Below are 16,948 nucleotides of genomic sequence, written 5' to 3'. Positions count from 1 at the left end.
TGACCTGATTTTTAAACGATGAAAAGCATCTAAGTAAAAAAGGCAGCGTGAGCTGCCTTTTTATTGTCCGTATGGAGCAGGGGTGTTGCTTAGGCTGATTTTTTGCCTGTAGCTTTTGCGCCAAACTTTTGACGGAATTTCTCAACACGACCAGCAGTGTCCATAATCTTTTGAGTACCTGTGTAGAACGGGTGTGACTCAGAAGAAGTTTCAATCTTAGCCAATGGATACTCTTGACCGTCTTCCCACTTGATTGTTTCTTTAGTAACAATAGTAGAGCGTGTTTTGAAGCTGAAGTTGTTTGATACGTCTAAGAAAACAACTTCTTTGTAATCTGGGTGAATACCTTGTTTCATTTAAAAAGTCCTTAAGCTTGGTAGCCGCCTATTTTAATAAATAGGTACTTGCCTGAATTAAAACGAGAATTGTAGCAAAAAATACTAGATATGGGCTTAATTTGGCTAAAACTGACTGGAAAACCACGTTTTTCAGCCAGTTTTGATCAAAATTTAACCGCCACGGCGCATTAGTTCAAAGAATTCCGCATTATTTTTAGTGGATTTGAGCTTATCAACGATAAAGTTCATCGCTTCAATGTCATCCATGTCAGAAATAAGCTTGCGTAGTACCCAGATCTTCTGGAGAAGTTCTGGCTTGATGAGTAACTCTTCGCGACGTGTGCCTGACTTGTTCAAGTTGATAGCAGGGTAAACGCGACGTTCAGCAAGACGGCGTTCTAAGTGAACCTCCATGTTGCCTGTGCCTTTGAATTCCTCATAGATCAAATCATCCATGCGGCTGCCAGTCTCAATCAGAGCTGTTGCGATGATAGTTAGTGATCCACCTTCTTCGATATTACGTGCGGCACCAAAGAAACGCTTAGGTCTTTGTAAAGCATTGGCGTCAACACCGCCAGATAGAACTTTGCCTGATGAAGGTACAACAGTGTTGTAAGCACGGGCTAAACGAGTAATAGAGTCAAGCAAAATGATGACGTCACGTTTCATTTCCACTAAACGTTTAGCTTTTTCAATCACCATCTCTGCAACTTGGACGTGACGAACCGCTGGTTCATCAAATGTAGATGCAACGACTTCACCTTTAACTGAGCGTTGCATTTCTGTAACTTCTTCAGGGCGCTCATCAACAAGTAGAACGATTAGGACTGCATCAGGATGATTAGCAGAGATCGCATGGGCGATGTGCTGCATCATGACAGTCTTACCTGATTTTGGTGAAGCTACCAAAAGAGCACGTTGACCAAAACCAATTGGAGAAATCATATCGATGATTCGTCCAGTTAGATTCTCTTCAGCTTTGATGTCGCGCTCTAAATGCATTGGGCGATCAGGGTGAAGAGGCGTTAAGTTTTCAAACATGATGCGGTTTTTAAGCGCCTCAGGTGCTAGACCATTGATCTTGTCTACTTTAACTAGAGCAAAGTAACGTTCGCCTTCTTTAGGTGTTCTTACTTCACCTTCAATCGCATCACCTGTGTGAAGGTTAAAGCGACGAATCTGAGCTGGAGAAATATAGATGTCGTCTGTAGACGCCATGTATGAGGCCTCTGGTGAGCGTAAAAATCCAAACCCATCTGGCAGCACTTCAAGTACGCCATCACCAAATATAGTTTCGCCGCCTTTAGCGCGTTTTTTAAGAATGGCAAACATCAACTCTTGCTTACGCATACGTTGAGTATTTTCAATCTCTAGGCCTGCGGCCATTTCTAATAGGGCAGATACGTGTAGTGCTTTAAGTTCTGTGAGATGCATGTGTTTGGAATTAGGCTTAAGCCTTAAGAAAGAACAAGATTTTTGGAATTATTGACCTGAACAGGACGTTTGGTCATTGGTTGGGTGAATTCTACACCCTAAATTAAAAAAAGAGCAAATATCGTATTTTTGTAAAGCTAAAAGTAAAGGGGCTCAATTTATGAGCCCCTTCATGGTTAGGATTAGATATGGCTATCCAAGAATGCAGTCAACTGAGACTTAGACAAAGCACCCACTTTTTGAGCAGCTACCGCACCATTTTTAAACAAAATCAACGTAGGGATACCGCGGATACCAAATTGAGCTGGGATACCTTGGTTTTCATCAACGTTCATTTTTGCAATTTGAACCTTTTCGCCGTACTCCTTGGCAACTTCTTCAAGGATAGGGCCAATCATTTTGCAAGGACCGCACCACTCAGCCCAAAAGTCGAGCAATACTGGTTTGTCAGATTTCAAAACATCTTGATCAAAAGATGCATCGCTTACGTATTTAATGGCGTCGCTCATAGGAGTCCTTTAGTTAATTCTTTTAAATATTATTTAGTTTTTATGATTATTCATCACTTACAAGCAATATATTATCAATAAGCGCTTATTTGTGCATACTCTCTGATCCATGTCATATCGTCAACAACACCTTTTAGCCCCCAATCGCCTTGTTATTGAGGATTTGGCGAGTCTTATATGGAAAATCACCTTGGCTGAAGGTGAAAGTCCTTTGGTGTTGCTAAGTACCTCAGGGCCAGCATACGGTTTAAGGCAGGCTCTTGAACTTGCTCGTCCTACGGGTATTTCTGATCATTTAGTTTTTTTGCCACGTGTATTGGGTTTAGCTCAGTGGTTAAAAGAAACTCCAGGCCTCAGAAAAGAAGGTCCTATTAAGAGTGATTTAGAGCGCTGGTTTGAGGTTTATAAGACATTGTCTGATAGATCTCAATTGAGCCAGATGTTGCTTGGTAGTTCGGACGCTTCAAAATGGGCATTGGCTAAAAATATCATCGAAGTATGTGATCTTTTGTCTGATGCTACTTTGGGTATTTTTGATGACGTAGTTGACTCCGCACTGAACGATGCAGTGAAGAAGGCTTATCAAGGGGCTTCGCAACATATTGTTGAGTTTGAAACTCGGATTGTTCTAGCTTTTTGGGAATACTTAAGTACAAGCCAAGATCCCGTGGTTCGTCAAAGAAGGGCTATTGGTCTGAGGCTTAATGAGATCAAGTCGGGGGTTTCTCGTCAGCCACTTATATACATAGAAACAGCCAAAGGCACCCCGGGTTTTGAAAAATCAATCGCTCAGCTTTGGGATGCGTATTCTGATAAAGCATCATTTCATCACTGCATGATGGATCAATCTGCTGTTGCTTTATGGCCAGAGTGTATTAGTAATGAGGTGTCATCTAGGGATGACGCCGTTAAAGCAAACCGTGAGCAATATTTCAGTGAATTATCTAGAAACAACCGACATGTCTATAAAGCATCTGGTTTTGAGGATGCAGCATGGCAGGGAGCTGGGGCTATACAGGACTTATTGCAAGAAGGGCATCAACATATTGCTTTGATTGCTCAAGACCGCTTGGTTGCGCGACGCATCAGAGCCCTTTTAGCCCGTTTTGGTAAAGGCTTATCGGTTCATGATGAAACAGGTTGGAAACTTTCTACTACCAGGGCTGCTGCATCAGTCATGTCTTGGATAGATGTTCTTCGTCAAGCAAATGGGCCGACATCTATTGAGCTCATGGATTTTTTAAAGAATCCCTACATCAATTGGTCTACATGGGGACTTTCTGATGAACAAGCATCTGATTACCTGAGTCATCTAGAAAAACGTTTGATTCAGGCCGATGTAAGAGCATCTTGGGGCGGTATTTTGCTAGCACTTCAATCTCAAGATGTAGAAGTTGATGCTGTATCTAATCTCATTAAAAAGCTCCAGGAGCTTAGTCATAAATGGCAGATGTCTGAGCGAGCATGTAGTGAGTGGTTGGAATTTTTAGAGTCAGATTTAAAAGAGTTAGGAATGTTCGATGCCTTGACCAAAGATGTCGCGGGTCAGCAGTTGTTGCAGTCTTTGCAGCCTATGCAACTCTTAAATGAATATTCATTAAAGCAGTCTGAATGGCTCTCATTGCTATCGTCGATATTCGAAGATGCGAGTTATATTGAAAGTAATCCTCGCGCAAAAGCTAGTGTGACTATTTTGCCTTTAAGTGCCACTCGTTTAAGAAGATTTAATGCTTGGGTCATGGTTGGTTGTGACGATGGTCAGTTGCCATCTGTCTCTGACAGCCCGATGTTTTTGTCTGGTGAGTTGAAAAAAATCCTGGGGTGCAAAACACAGACCATGGAGTTTGAGCAGCAAGCCATGGACTTATCTCAGTTAATGATGTCTCACTCACATTGGCGAATGGTTTGGCAATCAAATGGTTCAGCGGGTGAGCCAAAGCAACCCTCGCCCTGGTTACAACGCCTATACGTCAATCATGCTGATTTATTAAAACAATGTATTGATGTAAAAGCTACTGCATATAAGCCAGTTACAGTTGTTCAGCCAGCGCCATTGTTGCCAACTGATTATGTAAAACCAGCCTCTATTAGTCCTAGTGCTTATCGTGCTTTGCGAGAATGTCCTTATCGGTATTACGTCACGCGTCTTCTTGGCTTGAGAGAGCAAAACACCTTAGATGTAGAGGTTGATTTGAGTCTTGTGGGGCAAGCATTACATGCTGCCTTGCGAGATTTTTATCATGGTCTTAAGACGCAAGCTATTGTTTCAGATAACCCATATGAAAAAGCTAAGCTACTGAAGCAACGTTTATTTGCAATTTCTAATAAACAGTTCAAACCGCTTTTAGAGGTTGATGGCCGTTGGTTGGCGGCGTGGATTGAGTGGGAAACATTAATACCTGATTGGATTAACTGGCATATGGAACGTGAAGAGGCTGGTTGGGTATTTCATGACGGTGAAAAGCCTGTGGGTTTTGACTTGCTGACTAGTTTTGGTTCAATCCGAGTTTCTGGATTTGTAGATCGTTTAGATATTCATCCAGAGCACGGTGTTGAGGTGATTGACTACAAATACAGTAGCAAAACCTCTATAAATAAAAAGAAAAGCAATATTGAAGATGACCCACAGTTAGTGATTTATGCAAAAGCAGTTGATGGTCATGATCTTGTTAACGGTCAGGCAGTTGCTGGTGCATCTTGGGTATCTATCAAGGAAGCTAAGACAGCTATTCAGGTTGAAGATTTATCTGAACATATGAATGAGTTGCCTGCGCAAATGATTGCCGATATAGAGGCTCTGTGGGGTGGTTCGCCAGTGGTGGCGAGTGCTCCGGATAGCGTTTGTCAATATTGTCAGGCTCGGGGCATTTGTCGTAAAGGAATGTGGTCATGACCGATCAACTAACTCATGATTCATGTAATCCTCATTTATCAGTCGTTATTGAGGCATGTGCTGGTAGCGGTAAGACGTGGCTATTGGTATCCAGAATTGTTCGTCTTTTATTGAGTGGCGCAAAACCTCGAGAAATTCTAGCGATTACATTTACAAGAAAAGCTGCCCAAGAAATGCGTGGGCGTTTAGATGAAGTCTTATTAAAGTTAGCTAATTGCCCTCATAACGAGTTACTAGATGAGTTAATGGCGCGTGGTTTGTCAGAGTCGGATGCCCAAAATTTAGCCCCGCGAGCTAGGGCTTTATTTGAAGAAGTCTTGTCTGACCCATATCCTTTATGTATAGAAACTTTCCATGGTTGGTTTAGTCATTTATTAAGGGGGGCACCTCTAAATTCTGGTGTCCCTCAAGGTCTTAATTTAAGAGATGACTTTAAGCGTTTACAAGATGAGTGTTTAGAGGATTGGTGGACTAGTTTGCCTACCAAAGAGAAAGGGCCCGTCAGATCTGCTTATGAGTTACTGGTTAAAGAATTAAAGGCTAAAAATGCTAATGACTTACTCATTGGGTCCAAAGGGTTTTTAACAGTAAAAGCCGAGTGGTTAAGTTATCTCACTGAGTGCCAAAAGAAGAGTCTTGATCCATTACGTTCGGTGATTGATCAATCTGATTTACTGGATATTCAGGATCCATTAAAAACTGCTTTAGATGACCCGGGTAATTTAGGTAATTTAATGTCGCTTGCTAGTTATTTGGAGAATGGCGGCAAAAGAGATCTTGGATACGCTAAAGCAATCAGTGATGGTTTAAAGAAACATTCTCATCAGTACGACTTGTCAGAAGTCGCAAACGCCTTAAAGCCTGCATTTTTGAATGGTGATTATGAGTGTTTGGCGCAACTATCGGCTTCTGGTGATTTAAAAAAATCTCTCAAAAAGCTATCTAACCCAGAAGAGTTAGAGCAGCAAATCAATAAAACTCGCCAGTATTGGGCACAAGTATTATTCGATCACTACCGTTGGATGGCTGATCATCGCGCACATGCAATTCATCAGGCTTGGGTAACTATTGGTATGGATATGCTTTCGCACTACCAAGCTAAAAAAGAATTGCTGCGGGTGCAGGATTTTTCTGATTTAGAAGCCTACACAGCTAAGTTGATGTTGAACTCTGACGTGGCTAATTATCTGCAAGCAAGGCTTGATGCGAAGTACAAGCATCTTTTAATTGATGAGTTTCAAGATACCAATCCACAACAGTGGCAAATTTTATTGTCCTGGTTAAGTGCTTATGGTGATGGCGAGGATAAGCCCTCTGTGTTTTTAGTGGGCGATCCAAAGCAGTCCATTTATCGTTTTAGAAGAGCAGATGTGCGCTTGTTCAAAGAAGCTAAAACGTATTTGGAGAATCACTTCAAAGCCAAGTTTCATCCATTTAATGCTACGCGAAGAAATAGTCCGGCAGTATTGGAGGCGGTTAATGCGGTGTTTCAGTTGCCTGATGTTCCAGAGGCCTATCCATTTGAAGAGCAAACGCGCAACCCACAAGCGAAAAACATCTACGGTAATGGCGAAGTCTTTCTCTTACCTTTGATTGAAGCCCCAAATATCACTAAGCACCCACATAGGAATGCGCTGATCAATCCTTATATTGACTCGGCTAAAGAGTCGAAAGCTAAGCAGAGTTATGCTGAGGCATTACAGGTGGCAAGACACATTCAACGGGTTAAAGCTAAAAAAAATGCTTCTTGGGGTGATTTCTTAATCTTATTAAGATCTAGAACTCATCTTTCGCATATTGAAAAAGCATTCAGAGATTGTGGGGTTCCATGCGATAGTCCAAGGCAGGGTGGGCTTCTTAAGACCTTAGAGGCGGAAGATATGATTGCCCTGTTGTCGGTGTTAATCACACCTACTGATGATTTATCTCTGGCTCAGGTTTTACGCTCCCCCATCTATGCTTTTTCTGATGAACAGTTGATGCAGTTAACAGCCTCAAAACTGTCTCATCAGCATCACTCATTCTGGCACCTCATAGGTCAGACTGAGAGTCAGCATCACCAAATTTACAAAGATATATTGAGTTGGATTGATTTAGCTAAACATTTACCTGTTCATGATTTGTTAGATCATATTTACGCGCAAACACAGTTGCGTCTGAGGTACGCTCAATTCGCTCCGCCTTTACAACGAGATCAAGTTCTTTCCAATTTGGATGCATTCTTGGCTTTAGCGTTAGATTTGGATGGTGGTCGTTATCCAAGCTTACCTAGATTTATTGCCGAACTTAAAAAAATCAAACGTGGCGCTGAAGAAGAGAGTCCAGATGAGGGTGAGTCAGTTGTTGATGAGGATGCTGATGAAGACGCCGCTTCCTCGGATGCTCGCGTGAGAGTTTTAACTATTCATGCGGCTAAGGGCTTGGAATCACGCTTTGTCATTTTGATGAACACTAATACCACCCGCAGTGGTCATGACAATGTAGGTGTCCTGATGAGTTGGATGCCAGGTGATCAAGGCCCGCAACATATATCTCCTATTTTTTCTGGTAAGCCTAAAGATCCTGCGCGCCAAGAACTTAGGGATCGTGAGGATGCAATTGCTGAAATTGAAAATTGGAACCTTTTATATGTGGCATTAACTAGAGCAAAAGAGGCTGTTTACATATCAGGTTTGGTAAATAAGAGTGATAAGCCAGTTGCTGCTAATGGTTGGTATGACAGGCTTGAGCGAGCTGGGGTTGATAAAATTGAAGAGCAAGATGGTGTTGCCACAGAGGTAATCAAATCTAGTGGCGATATGGTTGATAGCCATGAATTCTTTGATTTTGAGGTCGCTTGGCAAGGTGAGGCCGATGTATCAGTGCCATTTGACGAGGAGCTAATAACTCCTGAACAACAGAAAGTTATTGATTTAGGCGTTGCCTTTCATGCCATCATGGAGCATGTCATGAGAATGGGTATTCGACATGTCGAGGATTTACCCCCTAGTGATGAGCTCGTCTCTTGGTTGAATATTGATTCAAAATTAGCCAGTGATGCAAGACGATGTGCGGTGAATGTCTTATCTTCAGATTTTGCCGAAAAATTCTTCTTTAGTAACGAGATACAAAATGCTTGGGAAGAGTTAGATATCGCAAGTTCTGATGGTCGTTTATTAAGGATTGACCGATTGATTGAGTTACCTAATCAGCTATTGATATTGGATTACAAGCTTTCCATTCCTGAAGTAACTCACGAGTTATATCAAAAATATCAATTACAAATGGCAACATATAGGCAATGTGTATCAAAGCTACGACCTGATAAAGAGGTTAAATCCTATTTATTAAGTGGCAAAGGTGAGCTTTTGGAGATGAATGGTCCTAATTAGGGAAAAACCTAAAGGAAATATGTGGGTAAAAATAGACTGAAAAATGAGGTAAGTAGGTGGACGAGCCTGACCCTCGGCACTGGTAGTAATTGGGTTTGGCTGCTTCGTTCCCGACCTGACCAGGTTGCCAAGCCACCATGCGAGGAGGCCCGTCCTCTGACATTCTACTGCCTTCTACTTGTAGAATGACAATATGACTGCATTAGCATTAGCCCGAAAGTGGCGCCCGAGAGATTTTTCAACCCTAGTTGGCCAAGAGCACGTGGTCAAAGCATTGACTCATGCCTTAGATCAGCAGCGTTTACACCATGCTTGGTTATTTACTGGTACCAGAGGTGTCGGTAAGACAACTATTTCACGTATTTTGGCTAAAGCCTTAAATTGCACTGGTGCTGATGACCAGGGGCAAATGACTTCTCAACCATGTGGTCAATGCCCAGCTTGTACAGAGATCGATGCTGGCAGATATGTTGATTACATCGAGATGGATGCTGCAAGCAATCGCGGTGTTGATGACATGGCTCAGTTGCTTGAGAAAGCCATGTACGCACCAAGCAGTGCACGTTTTAAGGTTTATATGATCGACGAGGTTCATATGCTAACTGGGCATGCATTTAATGCAATGCTCAAAACGCTAGAGGAACCACCGCCACACGTTAAATTTATTCTTGCAACAACTGATCCACAAAAAATTCCAGTAACAGTTCTATCTCGCTGTTTGCAATTTAATCTAAAGCAAATGCCTATTCCTGCAATTGTGGAACATTTGCAAAAAGTTTTAGAGGCAGAATCTGTCCCATTTGAAATTGGTGCGCTACGTATTTTGGCCAAAGCTGCGCAAGGTTCTATGCGCGATGCTTTGTCTTTAACTGATCAAGCCATAGCCTATGCAGCTGGCCCAGTGAGTGAATCAGCGATCAGAGCAATGTTAGGCACGCTAGATGAAACATATCTAATTAGAGTCTTGGATGCTTTGCAGTCAAGAGATGGCGAGACTTTAGTGAAGATTTCCGATGAGATGGCGGAGAGAAGTCTTTCATTTTCTTTGGCTTTGCAAGATTTGGCATCCTTGTTGCAAAAGATTGCCTTGGCTCAAACAGTTCCGTCTGCAGTCTTGGATGATTGGCCTGAGGCGAGTGATGTACGTCGTTTAGCCGCTTTATTTGGTAAAGAAGAGGTTCAGCTGTACTACCAAATCGCGATTACTAGTCGGCCAGATTTATCCTTAGCTCCAGATGAGCAAGCGGGCTTTACGATGGCTCTTCTTAGAATGTTGGCATTCAAGCCAGGCGATGGTTCTGGTTCTCCAAAGTCAGCAGGTCCAGCAAAAGCCTTGAGTGGTCCGGCTGCAGCAAAAGCTGCGGCAGGCTTGTCTGCCCCTCAGGCAGCTCCAGCTAAGACCGCTTCAGTAACGACTAAACCAGTAAATACATCAGCAACAGCAGTTAGTTATAACCAAGATGATCCAGATTGGCAGGCTTGGATGAAAGCTTTACCTGTCCGAGGATTGGTGCAGCAATTAGCATTTCAAACTGAGCTACAGAAGTGGGATGAACAAGGTGGCAACATCAAAGCAACAGTGATTGTTGGTATGCCTCAGTTGGCAAGTACCGAAAGTGTTAATCGACTTCAAGATGCTTTATCTACCTATTTAGGCAAGCAAGTGAAAATTTTGATTGAGACAGGTAAGGCAACTCAATCAATTGCTGCTGTTGAGGCGAAGATTAAACAAGAAAAGCAAGAGGGTGCGGAAGAGTCTGTTGCAAACGATGATTTTGTGAAAAGTATTCAGGCTGAGTTCGGTGCAACGGTTGTGCCTGGCAGTATTAGGCCAATTCAATAAGTATTAGTAGTTTTTGTTAGGGGATTAAGAAAATGATGAAAGGCAATATTGCTGGTTTGATGAAGCAAGCTCAGCAGATGCAAGAGAACATGAAGCGTGCCCAAGCTGAATTGGAAGCTTTGGAAGTTGTTGGTCAAGCAGCTTCAGGTTCTATCAAAGTGACTATGACTGGTAAGCACGTGGTTAAGCGCGTTGAAATTTCTGAAACAGCTATGGATGATCGCGAAATGTTAGAAGACTTGCTAGTTACTGCATATGCAGATGCTTATCGTCAGGCCGAGGAAGTTTCTAATAAAAAAATGTCTGGTGCTACGGCAGGTATGCCAATGCCACCAGGATTCAAATTGCCGTTCTAATTAGCATGGCAGATAACCGCTCACCGGACCAGGCACAGGATGCTCTATCGCGCATGGTGCAAGCTTTAAAAGCTTTGCCAGGTGTTGGTCCTAAGTCAGCGCAACGCATGGCGTTTCATTTGCTGCAACATGACCGTAATGGAGCTGCAGTACTGGGGCAGAGTTTGCTAGATGCGGTGAACAATATTCACCATTGCACTTTATGTAATACCTTTTCTGAGTTAGAAGTTTGTACAACTTGTGCTGATGAGCGCCGTGACCCAAGTATTTTATGTGTGGTTGAAACGCCTGCTGACCAACTGATGGTTGAACAGACTCTGACTTATCGTGGCTTATATTTTGTGTTGATGGGAAGGCTATCTCCGCTAGATGGTTTGGGCCCAAATGAAATACATCTAGATCGCTTAATTGAGCGAGTTGAGAAAAGCAAAGAGCCTGTTAAAGAAGTGGTTTTAGCAACCAACTTCACCAGCGAGGGTGAGGCGACTGCCCATTACATTGGTGAAATCATGAAGGCTCGAGGCATTAAAGTTTCTAGAATTGCGAGGGGTGTACCTGTTGGTGGAGAGCTAGAGTATGTTGATGCAAGTACTTTAGCCAGAGCGATGATGGATCGACGCTCAGTTAGTTGATAAAAAAGATTAAGATAGAGGCTTCCAAGTACCCAAGCTATATGCTTGGCATTCTTTCCACTGAGACCTTATGCACATATTAATTGCCAACGATGATGGTTATTTAGCCCCTGGGTTGCTTGCGCTCGTTAACGCTTTGCGCCCCTTGGGTAAGGTTACAGTGATTGCGCCTGAGCAAAATCATAGCGGTGCATCTAACTCACTGACTTTGTCTCGGCCTTTAACTGTTAATCGTGTGGTTGGTGGTGAAAGAGATAATTTCTTATATGTCAACGGTACGCCAACAGATTGTGTGCACGTTGCATTGACTGGTTTATTGGATTCAAAACCAGATATTGTGGTTTCGGGAATTAACCAGGGTGAGAATATGGGTGAAGATGTTCTTTATTCAGGTACGGTTGCTGCAGCTATCGAGGGAGTTATGTTTGGTATTCCAGCGATAGCTTTTTCTCAGGTTGATAAGGGTTGGTCTGGTATTGATGATGCTGCCAAGGTTGCCAGAGATATTGTTCTCCAACAAATTGAACAACCTGTGGATGGTCATTTAATGAGTGATGGTATTAATCTGCCTAAGCCTACATTGCTGAATGTAAACATCCCTAATCGCCCGTATGAGCAATTAAAAGCTTGGCGCGTGACTAGGTTAGGTAATCGCCATCATTCTCAGAACGTAATCATGCAAAACAACCCTCGTGGTGAGCCAATATATTGGATTGGTCCTCCAGGTGTTGCCAGAGATGCAACTGAGGGAACGGATTTTCATGCGATTGAGCATGGCCAAGTTTCAATCACGCCTTTACAGTTAGATTTATCGCACACGCGCATGCGTGCGCACATGATCGATGCTAACTGGAATAAAAACTAATATAGATAAGTAAGTCATAGGTTACTAGTGGTTAAAAAAGATCCAATTCACGATAAGGCGCGTATTCAGTTGGCGGAGAAGGTGGCTGCTAGCGGTGTGCGCCATCGTCAGGTGTTAGAAGCTATTGCTACTGTACCAAGACATGCTTTTGTTGATGAGGCTTTGGATACCAGAGCCTATGAAGATTCTGCACTACCGATTGGTCATCAACAAACAATTTCTAAACCTTCTGTGGTAGCCCGCATGGTGGAGTTATTGCATAAACCCAAGAAAGAGTTAGGCAAGGTTCTTGAAATTGGCACCGGTTGTGGATATCAGGCTGCTATCCTTAGTTTGGTTGCAGCTGAGGTCTACTCGATTGAGAGAATTAGACCTTTACATGATCAGGCTAGGGCTAAGTTAAGACCATTCCGAATTCCGAATCTTCGCTTGGTATATGGCGATGGTATTCGTGGTTTGCCTCAAGCAGCTCCATTTGATGGAATTATTTTGGCAGCAGCTGGTTTAGGTATTCCTGATCCTCTGTTGGATCAATTGGCTATTGGTGGTAGATTAGTTGCACCGGTAGCTAAAAGTGAAGAGGAGCAGCAGTTAGTAGTCGTTGAGAGGGTGAGTTCGCAGCGCTATCAAAGAACTGTTCTTGAAGAAGTATTTTTTGTGCCCTTACAATCAGGTACTGTCTAATTAATATCGTAAGAATTTATGACTTTGACTCGTTTTTTGATGATAGTTTTACCAGTTTTGGCTGTTTTATTTCAGTCAGGATGTGCTACGCGCTTGTCGCCTGCACCAGTTGTTGATCGCTCAAGTGGTCGCAGCGCTGAACCAGTAGAGCCTGGCTATTATCGAATTAAACGTGGTGACACATTATTAAGAATTGCTCTTGATCATGGGCAATCTCATCGTGATATAGCTGAGTGGAACAATATTGCTGATCCTAACCTCATTGAGGTTGATCAAGTGATTCGTATCACGCCACCTAAATCGGCCAAAACAGCTAGTACCAAAATTGAAGTAAAGCAGGAAAAGCCGGTAACAGTTAAAGAGGCGCCAAAGCCTATAGACAAGCAACCTAATAAAGAGGATAAGTTGGCTAAGCAGGAAGCCGTGCCTGAAAAGACCAAACCTGATACTCCAACTGATTTAGGTATACGCTTATCTTGGCCTTCAAAGGGTGAAGTGATTGAACGTTTTGATGAGGGTAAGTCAAAAGGTATTGGTATTGCTGGTAAACCTGGTGATGCAGTTCAATCTGCAGCTGATGGTAAGGTGGTTTATGCTGGTAACAGTCTAAGAGGTTACGGTAATTTAGTGATTGTTAAACATGACAACACCTATCTCACAGCCTATGCTCACAATAAAACTCTCTTGGTAAAAGAGGGGGATATGGTGAAGAAGTCTCAAAAGATTGCGGAGATGGGGAATACTGATGCTGACCGTGTGAAGTTACATTTTGAGCTTCGCAAAAATGGCAAACCCGTTGATCCTATCGCTTACTTACCATAAAGATGTCTTTACCAGCAGACTCAGATAACAGTTCATCTAATGACTTTTCTGATCTGGATGACCTAGCGAATCAAGAAATTGATGCTGATGAACTCAAGCAAGTTTTAGCTGCTGAGTTATCTGCTGATTTGGTGCAGCGTTATTTGCAGCAAATATCTAGCAAACCTTTATTTACTTCCGAGCAAGAGTTACTGGTTGCCACTAAGGCGAAAGATGGTGATTTTGCTGCTCGTCAGGCAATGATTGAGCACAATCTACGCCTGGTTGTAAGTATTGCAAAAACTTATATGAATCGAGGTTTGCCATTTCCAGATTTAATCGAGGAAGGTAATCTTGGTTTGATGCATGCCTTGGATAAATTTGAGCCGCAAAGAGGTTTTAGATTTTCTACTTATGCCACCTGGTGGATTAGGCAAAGCATTGAGAAGGCTTTAATGAGTCAAGTCCGCACAGTCAGGTTGCCTGTGCATGTGATTAGAGAGATTAACCAGGTATTAAGGGCTAGGCGTTACCTAGAGCAAGCGCTAGCCTCTGAGGGGCGAAGTCCTGATATTGATGACATAGCGAGTTTGACTGGTAAAACAATTGAAGACGTGGCTGATGCTTTAGCAATGGCAGAGCACACAACTTCTCTAGATGCTCCTCGTGACCTGGATCCAGGTTCTAGTTTGTTAGATCTAATTTCAGATGAGCGTAGTGCGGGCCCAGATCAAGAGGTGGAAAAATCACAAGTTGAAGAAAAGCTGAGAAGTTGGTTAAAGGGTTTGAAAGATGATCAGCGCAAAGTGATTACTAGGCGCTACGGCTTGGACAATCAAGAGCCAGCCACTTTAGAAGAGTTGTCAAAAGAAGTGGGTTTATCTAAAGAGCGTATTCGTCAGATACAGCAAGAAGCTTTAGTTAAACTTAAAAAATATTTACAGAGTCATGGTCTTGATAAAGACACTGTGTTGGATGATTGAGCTCAGATAAGAAAGATAATTCATGGCAGGCGTTTTAGTTTTTGATATTGAAACAATTCCAGATGCTGCAGGAATACGACGTTTAGAAGGTATTCCAGACAGTGTTAGCGATTTAGACGTTGTGACACAGGCTTTAGCTGATCGCAAGGAAAAAACCGGTTCTGAGTTTATGCCGCTACATCTTCAAAAGGTGGTGGCGATTTCATGCGTGATTCGTCGTACAACTAGAGACGGCTCGCCACAATTTAAAGTGGGTAGCTTGGGGGATGCGAATAGTTCTGAAAAAGAAATTATTCAAGCATTCTTTGATTTGATTGAAAAATATACGCCGCAGTTGGTCTCTTGGAACGGTAGCGGTTTTGATTTACCTGTATTGCACTATCGAGCATTGCTTAATGGAGTTGTTTGCTCTCGTTATTGGGAAATGGGTGAGAGTGGTGATAGCGACAGTCGTGACTTTAAATGGAATAACTACATCAGTCGTTATCACATGAGGCACATTGACCTCATGGATCTTTTGGCAAAGTTTTCCGGAAGAGCCAATGCGCCACTGGATGCGCTAGCTAAATTGTGTGGCTTTCCAGGAAAAATGGGGATGGATGGCGGTCAGGTATGGCAAGGATTTTTGGATGGAAAAATCAAGGAAATCCGTGATTACTGCGAGACTGATGTTGTTAATACCTATTTGGTTTACTGCCGTTTTCAAAGAATGCGTGGTGGAGTATCTCCAGAGGAATACCAAGAGGAGTTACAGTTTGTTAAGAGTGAACTCTTGAAAGAATCGAAAACTCCTCAAGGTGCTTTTTGGCAGGGGTATTTAGATAATTTTTCTGAAGATTCTCAAGATATATTGTGACTAGAGTAGTTGTTGAATCCTTAAATCTGGAGGCGCAGGGTGTCGCTCGACCTCTGGACGAATCTGGCGTTCCGGGTAAGGTTGTCTTTATTGATGACGCGCTGCCTGGTGAGGATGTTGAGTTTCAGTCATACAAAATTAAAAGTAAATTTGAGTTAGCAAAGCTAACTCATCTTTATAAATCGTCGCCTAGTCGTATCACTCCTCAATGCCCCTCGTTTAAAGAGTGTGGTGGTTGCTCTATGCAACATTTAGACCCTAGAGCTCAATTGGCTATGAAGCAAAGGGTATTAGAAGATAACTTGAGGTACTTAGGTCGTATCAAGCCTGAAGTATTGTTGAGGCCGATTTCTGGGCCTGCTTGGGAGTATCGATATCGCGGCCGTTTATCTATCTTCAAGATTCCAAAGGGTAGGGTGTTGGTCGGCTTTCATCAAAAGAAAGGTAGTCGCATCACTGACATGTTGTCTTGCGATATTTTGCCTAAGCATGTTTCTGATCTTTTGCCACGATGGAGAGACTTAATAGGACAAATTTCTATTTCTGGAAAGTTGGCGCAACTAGAGTTCGCAATCGGTGAAGGTGATGCAGTTGGATCTCTTAAAACAGTATTTGTTTTAAGGCATCTTGAGCCATTAAATAAAAACGATCAGCAGTTGATCAAAAATTTTGCTGAAATTCATCGTGTAGATATTTGGTTGCAACCAGAGGGCTTAGATAGTGCCTATCCATTTGCACCACCTACTAGCCAACTTTGCTATCGCTTGCCTGAGTTTGATATTGAAATGCCATTCAAGCCTACTGATTTCACGCAAGTAAATCATCAGGTGAATCGTGTGTTGGTTAGCAAGGCTATTCGTTTATTAGACCCAAAACCAGAAGATAGAGTGTTGGATTTATTTTGCGGTATTGGTAATTTCACATTACCTCTGGCACGTCGTTGTGCAAAGGTCTATGGTATTGAAGGTAGTGATAGTCTAACTAAGAGAGCCAAAGATAATGCTATTCACAACCAGCTTGGCGATCGGGTTGATTTTGCTTGCGCTAACTTATTTGAAGTAACTCCACAAATCATTCAATCGTGGGGTCAAGCAAGTAAATGGTTAATTGACCCACCTCGTGATGGAGCAATGGCATTGGCAACAGCCATGGCTGAAATAGTTAAATCAGGCAATCAAGATCAGTTGGCTTGTTTGCCATCGAGAATAGTCTACGTCTCTTGTAATCCTGCCACCTTGGCACGTGATGTGGGCATCCTGACAGCTCAGGCTGGTTATCGTTTGAAGGCGGCTGGGGTGGTAAATATGTTTCCACATACCTCACACATTGAATCTATCGCCGTATTTGAGCGATAAAAAAGGCCTGCATCTGCAGGCCTTTTGC

Annotated in this window: 13 protein-coding genes, 1 other RNA gene and 1 pseudogene; 11 read left to right on the top strand and 4 right to left on the bottom strand. The window is 42.7% G+C overall.

Going from position 1 to position 16,948, the window contains the following annotated elements; all coding sequences use genetic code 11:
• Window positions 1-89 precede the first annotated feature (89 nt).
• The 3 genes from CFR83_RS00600 to trxA form a co-directional block, all read right to left on the bottom strand.
• A complete protein-coding gene (locus CFR83_RS00600; protein WP_088811990.1) occupies window positions 90-356 on the bottom strand; it encodes a type B 50S ribosomal protein L31 in 267 nt (88 codons plus the stop codon).
• 153 nt (window positions 357-509) lie between these two features.
• Entirely contained in the window at window positions 510-1,772 is a 1,263-nt protein-coding gene (rho, locus tag CFR83_RS00595; protein WP_088811989.1) for a transcription termination factor Rho, read from the bottom strand.
• Window positions 1,773-1,954: 182 nt separating this feature from the next.
• Window positions 1,955-2,281, bottom strand: coding sequence for a thioredoxin TrxA (gene trxA, locus CFR83_RS00590; protein ID WP_088811988.1), 327 nt, complete (start codon window positions 2,279-2,281; stop codon window positions 1,955-1,957).
• Between the two features lie 109 nt (window positions 2,282-2,390).
• Here trxA and CFR83_RS00585 point away from each other — a divergent pair, with 109 nt between their 5' ends.
• Both CFR83_RS00585 and CFR83_RS00580 read left to right on the top strand, forming a co-directional pair.
• Entirely contained in the window at window positions 2,391-5,174 is a 2,784-nt protein-coding gene (locus tag CFR83_RS00585) for a PD-(D/E)XK nuclease family protein (RefSeq protein WP_088811987.1), read from the top strand.
• Window positions 5,171-8,545: a UvrD-helicase domain-containing protein gene (locus tag CFR83_RS00580; RefSeq protein ID WP_088811986.1), complete on the top strand. Its 3,375-nt coding sequence runs from the start codon at window positions 5,171-5,173 to the stop codon at window positions 8,543-8,545. The genes CFR83_RS00585 and CFR83_RS00580 overlap by 4 nt, the downstream gene beginning before the upstream one ends.
• A gap of 56 nt (window positions 8,546-8,601) precedes the next feature.
• On the opposite strand, the gene ffs is transcribed toward CFR83_RS00580, so the two are convergent.
• Window positions 8,602-8,699, bottom strand: an RNA gene (gene ffs, locus CFR83_RS00575) — signal recognition particle sRNA small type.
• Between the two features lie 39 nt (window positions 8,700-8,738).
• Between ffs and dnaX the strand changes: the two genes are divergently transcribed.
• From dnaX to rlmD, 9 genes and pseudogenes are all read left to right on the top strand, one after another.
• Entirely contained in the window at window positions 8,739-10,388 is a 1,650-nt protein-coding gene (dnaX, locus tag CFR83_RS00570) for a DNA polymerase III subunit gamma/tau (RefSeq protein WP_088811985.1), read from the top strand.
• 32 nt (window positions 10,389-10,420) lie between these two features.
• The gene (locus CFR83_RS00565) at window positions 10,421-10,744 is read left to right on the top strand and encodes a YbaB/EbfC family nucleoid-associated protein (protein ID WP_088811984.1); all 324 of its coding nucleotides are present in this window, start codon (window positions 10,421-10,423) and stop codon (window positions 10,742-10,744) included.
• A 5-nt stretch (window positions 10,745-10,749) separates the two neighbouring features.
• Complete coding sequence (recR, locus tag CFR83_RS00560) at window positions 10,750-11,376, top strand: recombination mediator RecR (protein ID WP_088811983.1); 627 nt, start codon at window positions 10,750-10,752, stop codon at window positions 11,374-11,376.
• A 70-nt stretch (window positions 11,377-11,446) separates the two neighbouring features.
• Window positions 11,447-12,241, top strand: a complete 795-nt coding sequence (gene surE, locus CFR83_RS00555; protein WP_088811982.1) for a 5'/3'-nucleotidase SurE — start codon at window positions 11,447-11,449, stop codon at window positions 12,239-12,241.
• Between the two features lie 51 nt (window positions 12,242-12,292).
• Window positions 12,293-12,925 (top strand): annotated as a pseudogene (locus CFR83_RS00550) (protein-L-isoaspartate(D-aspartate) O-methyltransferase); the annotation flags it as partial.
• Window positions 12,926-12,943: 18 nt separating this feature from the next.
• Window positions 12,944-13,747: a peptidoglycan DD-metalloendopeptidase family protein gene (locus tag CFR83_RS00545; protein ID WP_088811980.1), complete on the top strand. Its 804-nt coding sequence runs from the start codon at window positions 12,944-12,946 to the stop codon at window positions 13,745-13,747.
• 2 nt (window positions 13,748-13,749) lie between these two features.
• Complete coding sequence (gene rpoS, locus CFR83_RS00540; RefSeq protein WP_088811979.1) at window positions 13,750-14,709, top strand: RNA polymerase sigma factor RpoS; 960 nt, start codon at window positions 13,750-13,752, stop codon at window positions 14,707-14,709.
• Between the two features lie 22 nt (window positions 14,710-14,731).
• On the top strand, window positions 14,732-15,565 hold the full coding sequence (locus CFR83_RS00535; RefSeq protein WP_088811978.1) for a 3'-5' exonuclease: 834 nt from the start codon (window positions 14,732-14,734) through the stop codon (window positions 15,563-15,565).
• Window positions 15,562-16,920 carry a 23S rRNA (uracil(1939)-C(5))-methyltransferase RlmD gene (rlmD, locus tag CFR83_RS00530; protein WP_243383294.1) on the top strand — a complete coding sequence of 453 codons (1,359 nt, stop codon included), beginning with the start codon at window positions 15,562-15,564 and terminating at the stop codon, window positions 16,918-16,920. Before CFR83_RS00535 ends, rlmD begins: the two co-directional genes overlap by 4 nt.
• The last annotated feature ends 28 nt before the right edge of the window (window positions 16,921-16,948 follow it).

The organism is Polynucleobacter victoriensis, from assembly GCF_900187875.1.
In the GTDB taxonomy this organism is placed as follows: Bacteria; Pseudomonadota; Gammaproteobacteria; order Burkholderiales; family Burkholderiaceae; genus Polynucleobacter; species Polynucleobacter victoriensis.
The sequence above is the reverse complement of the archived record's forward strand: the minus strand, read 5'-3'. Positions and strand labels throughout refer to the sequence as shown.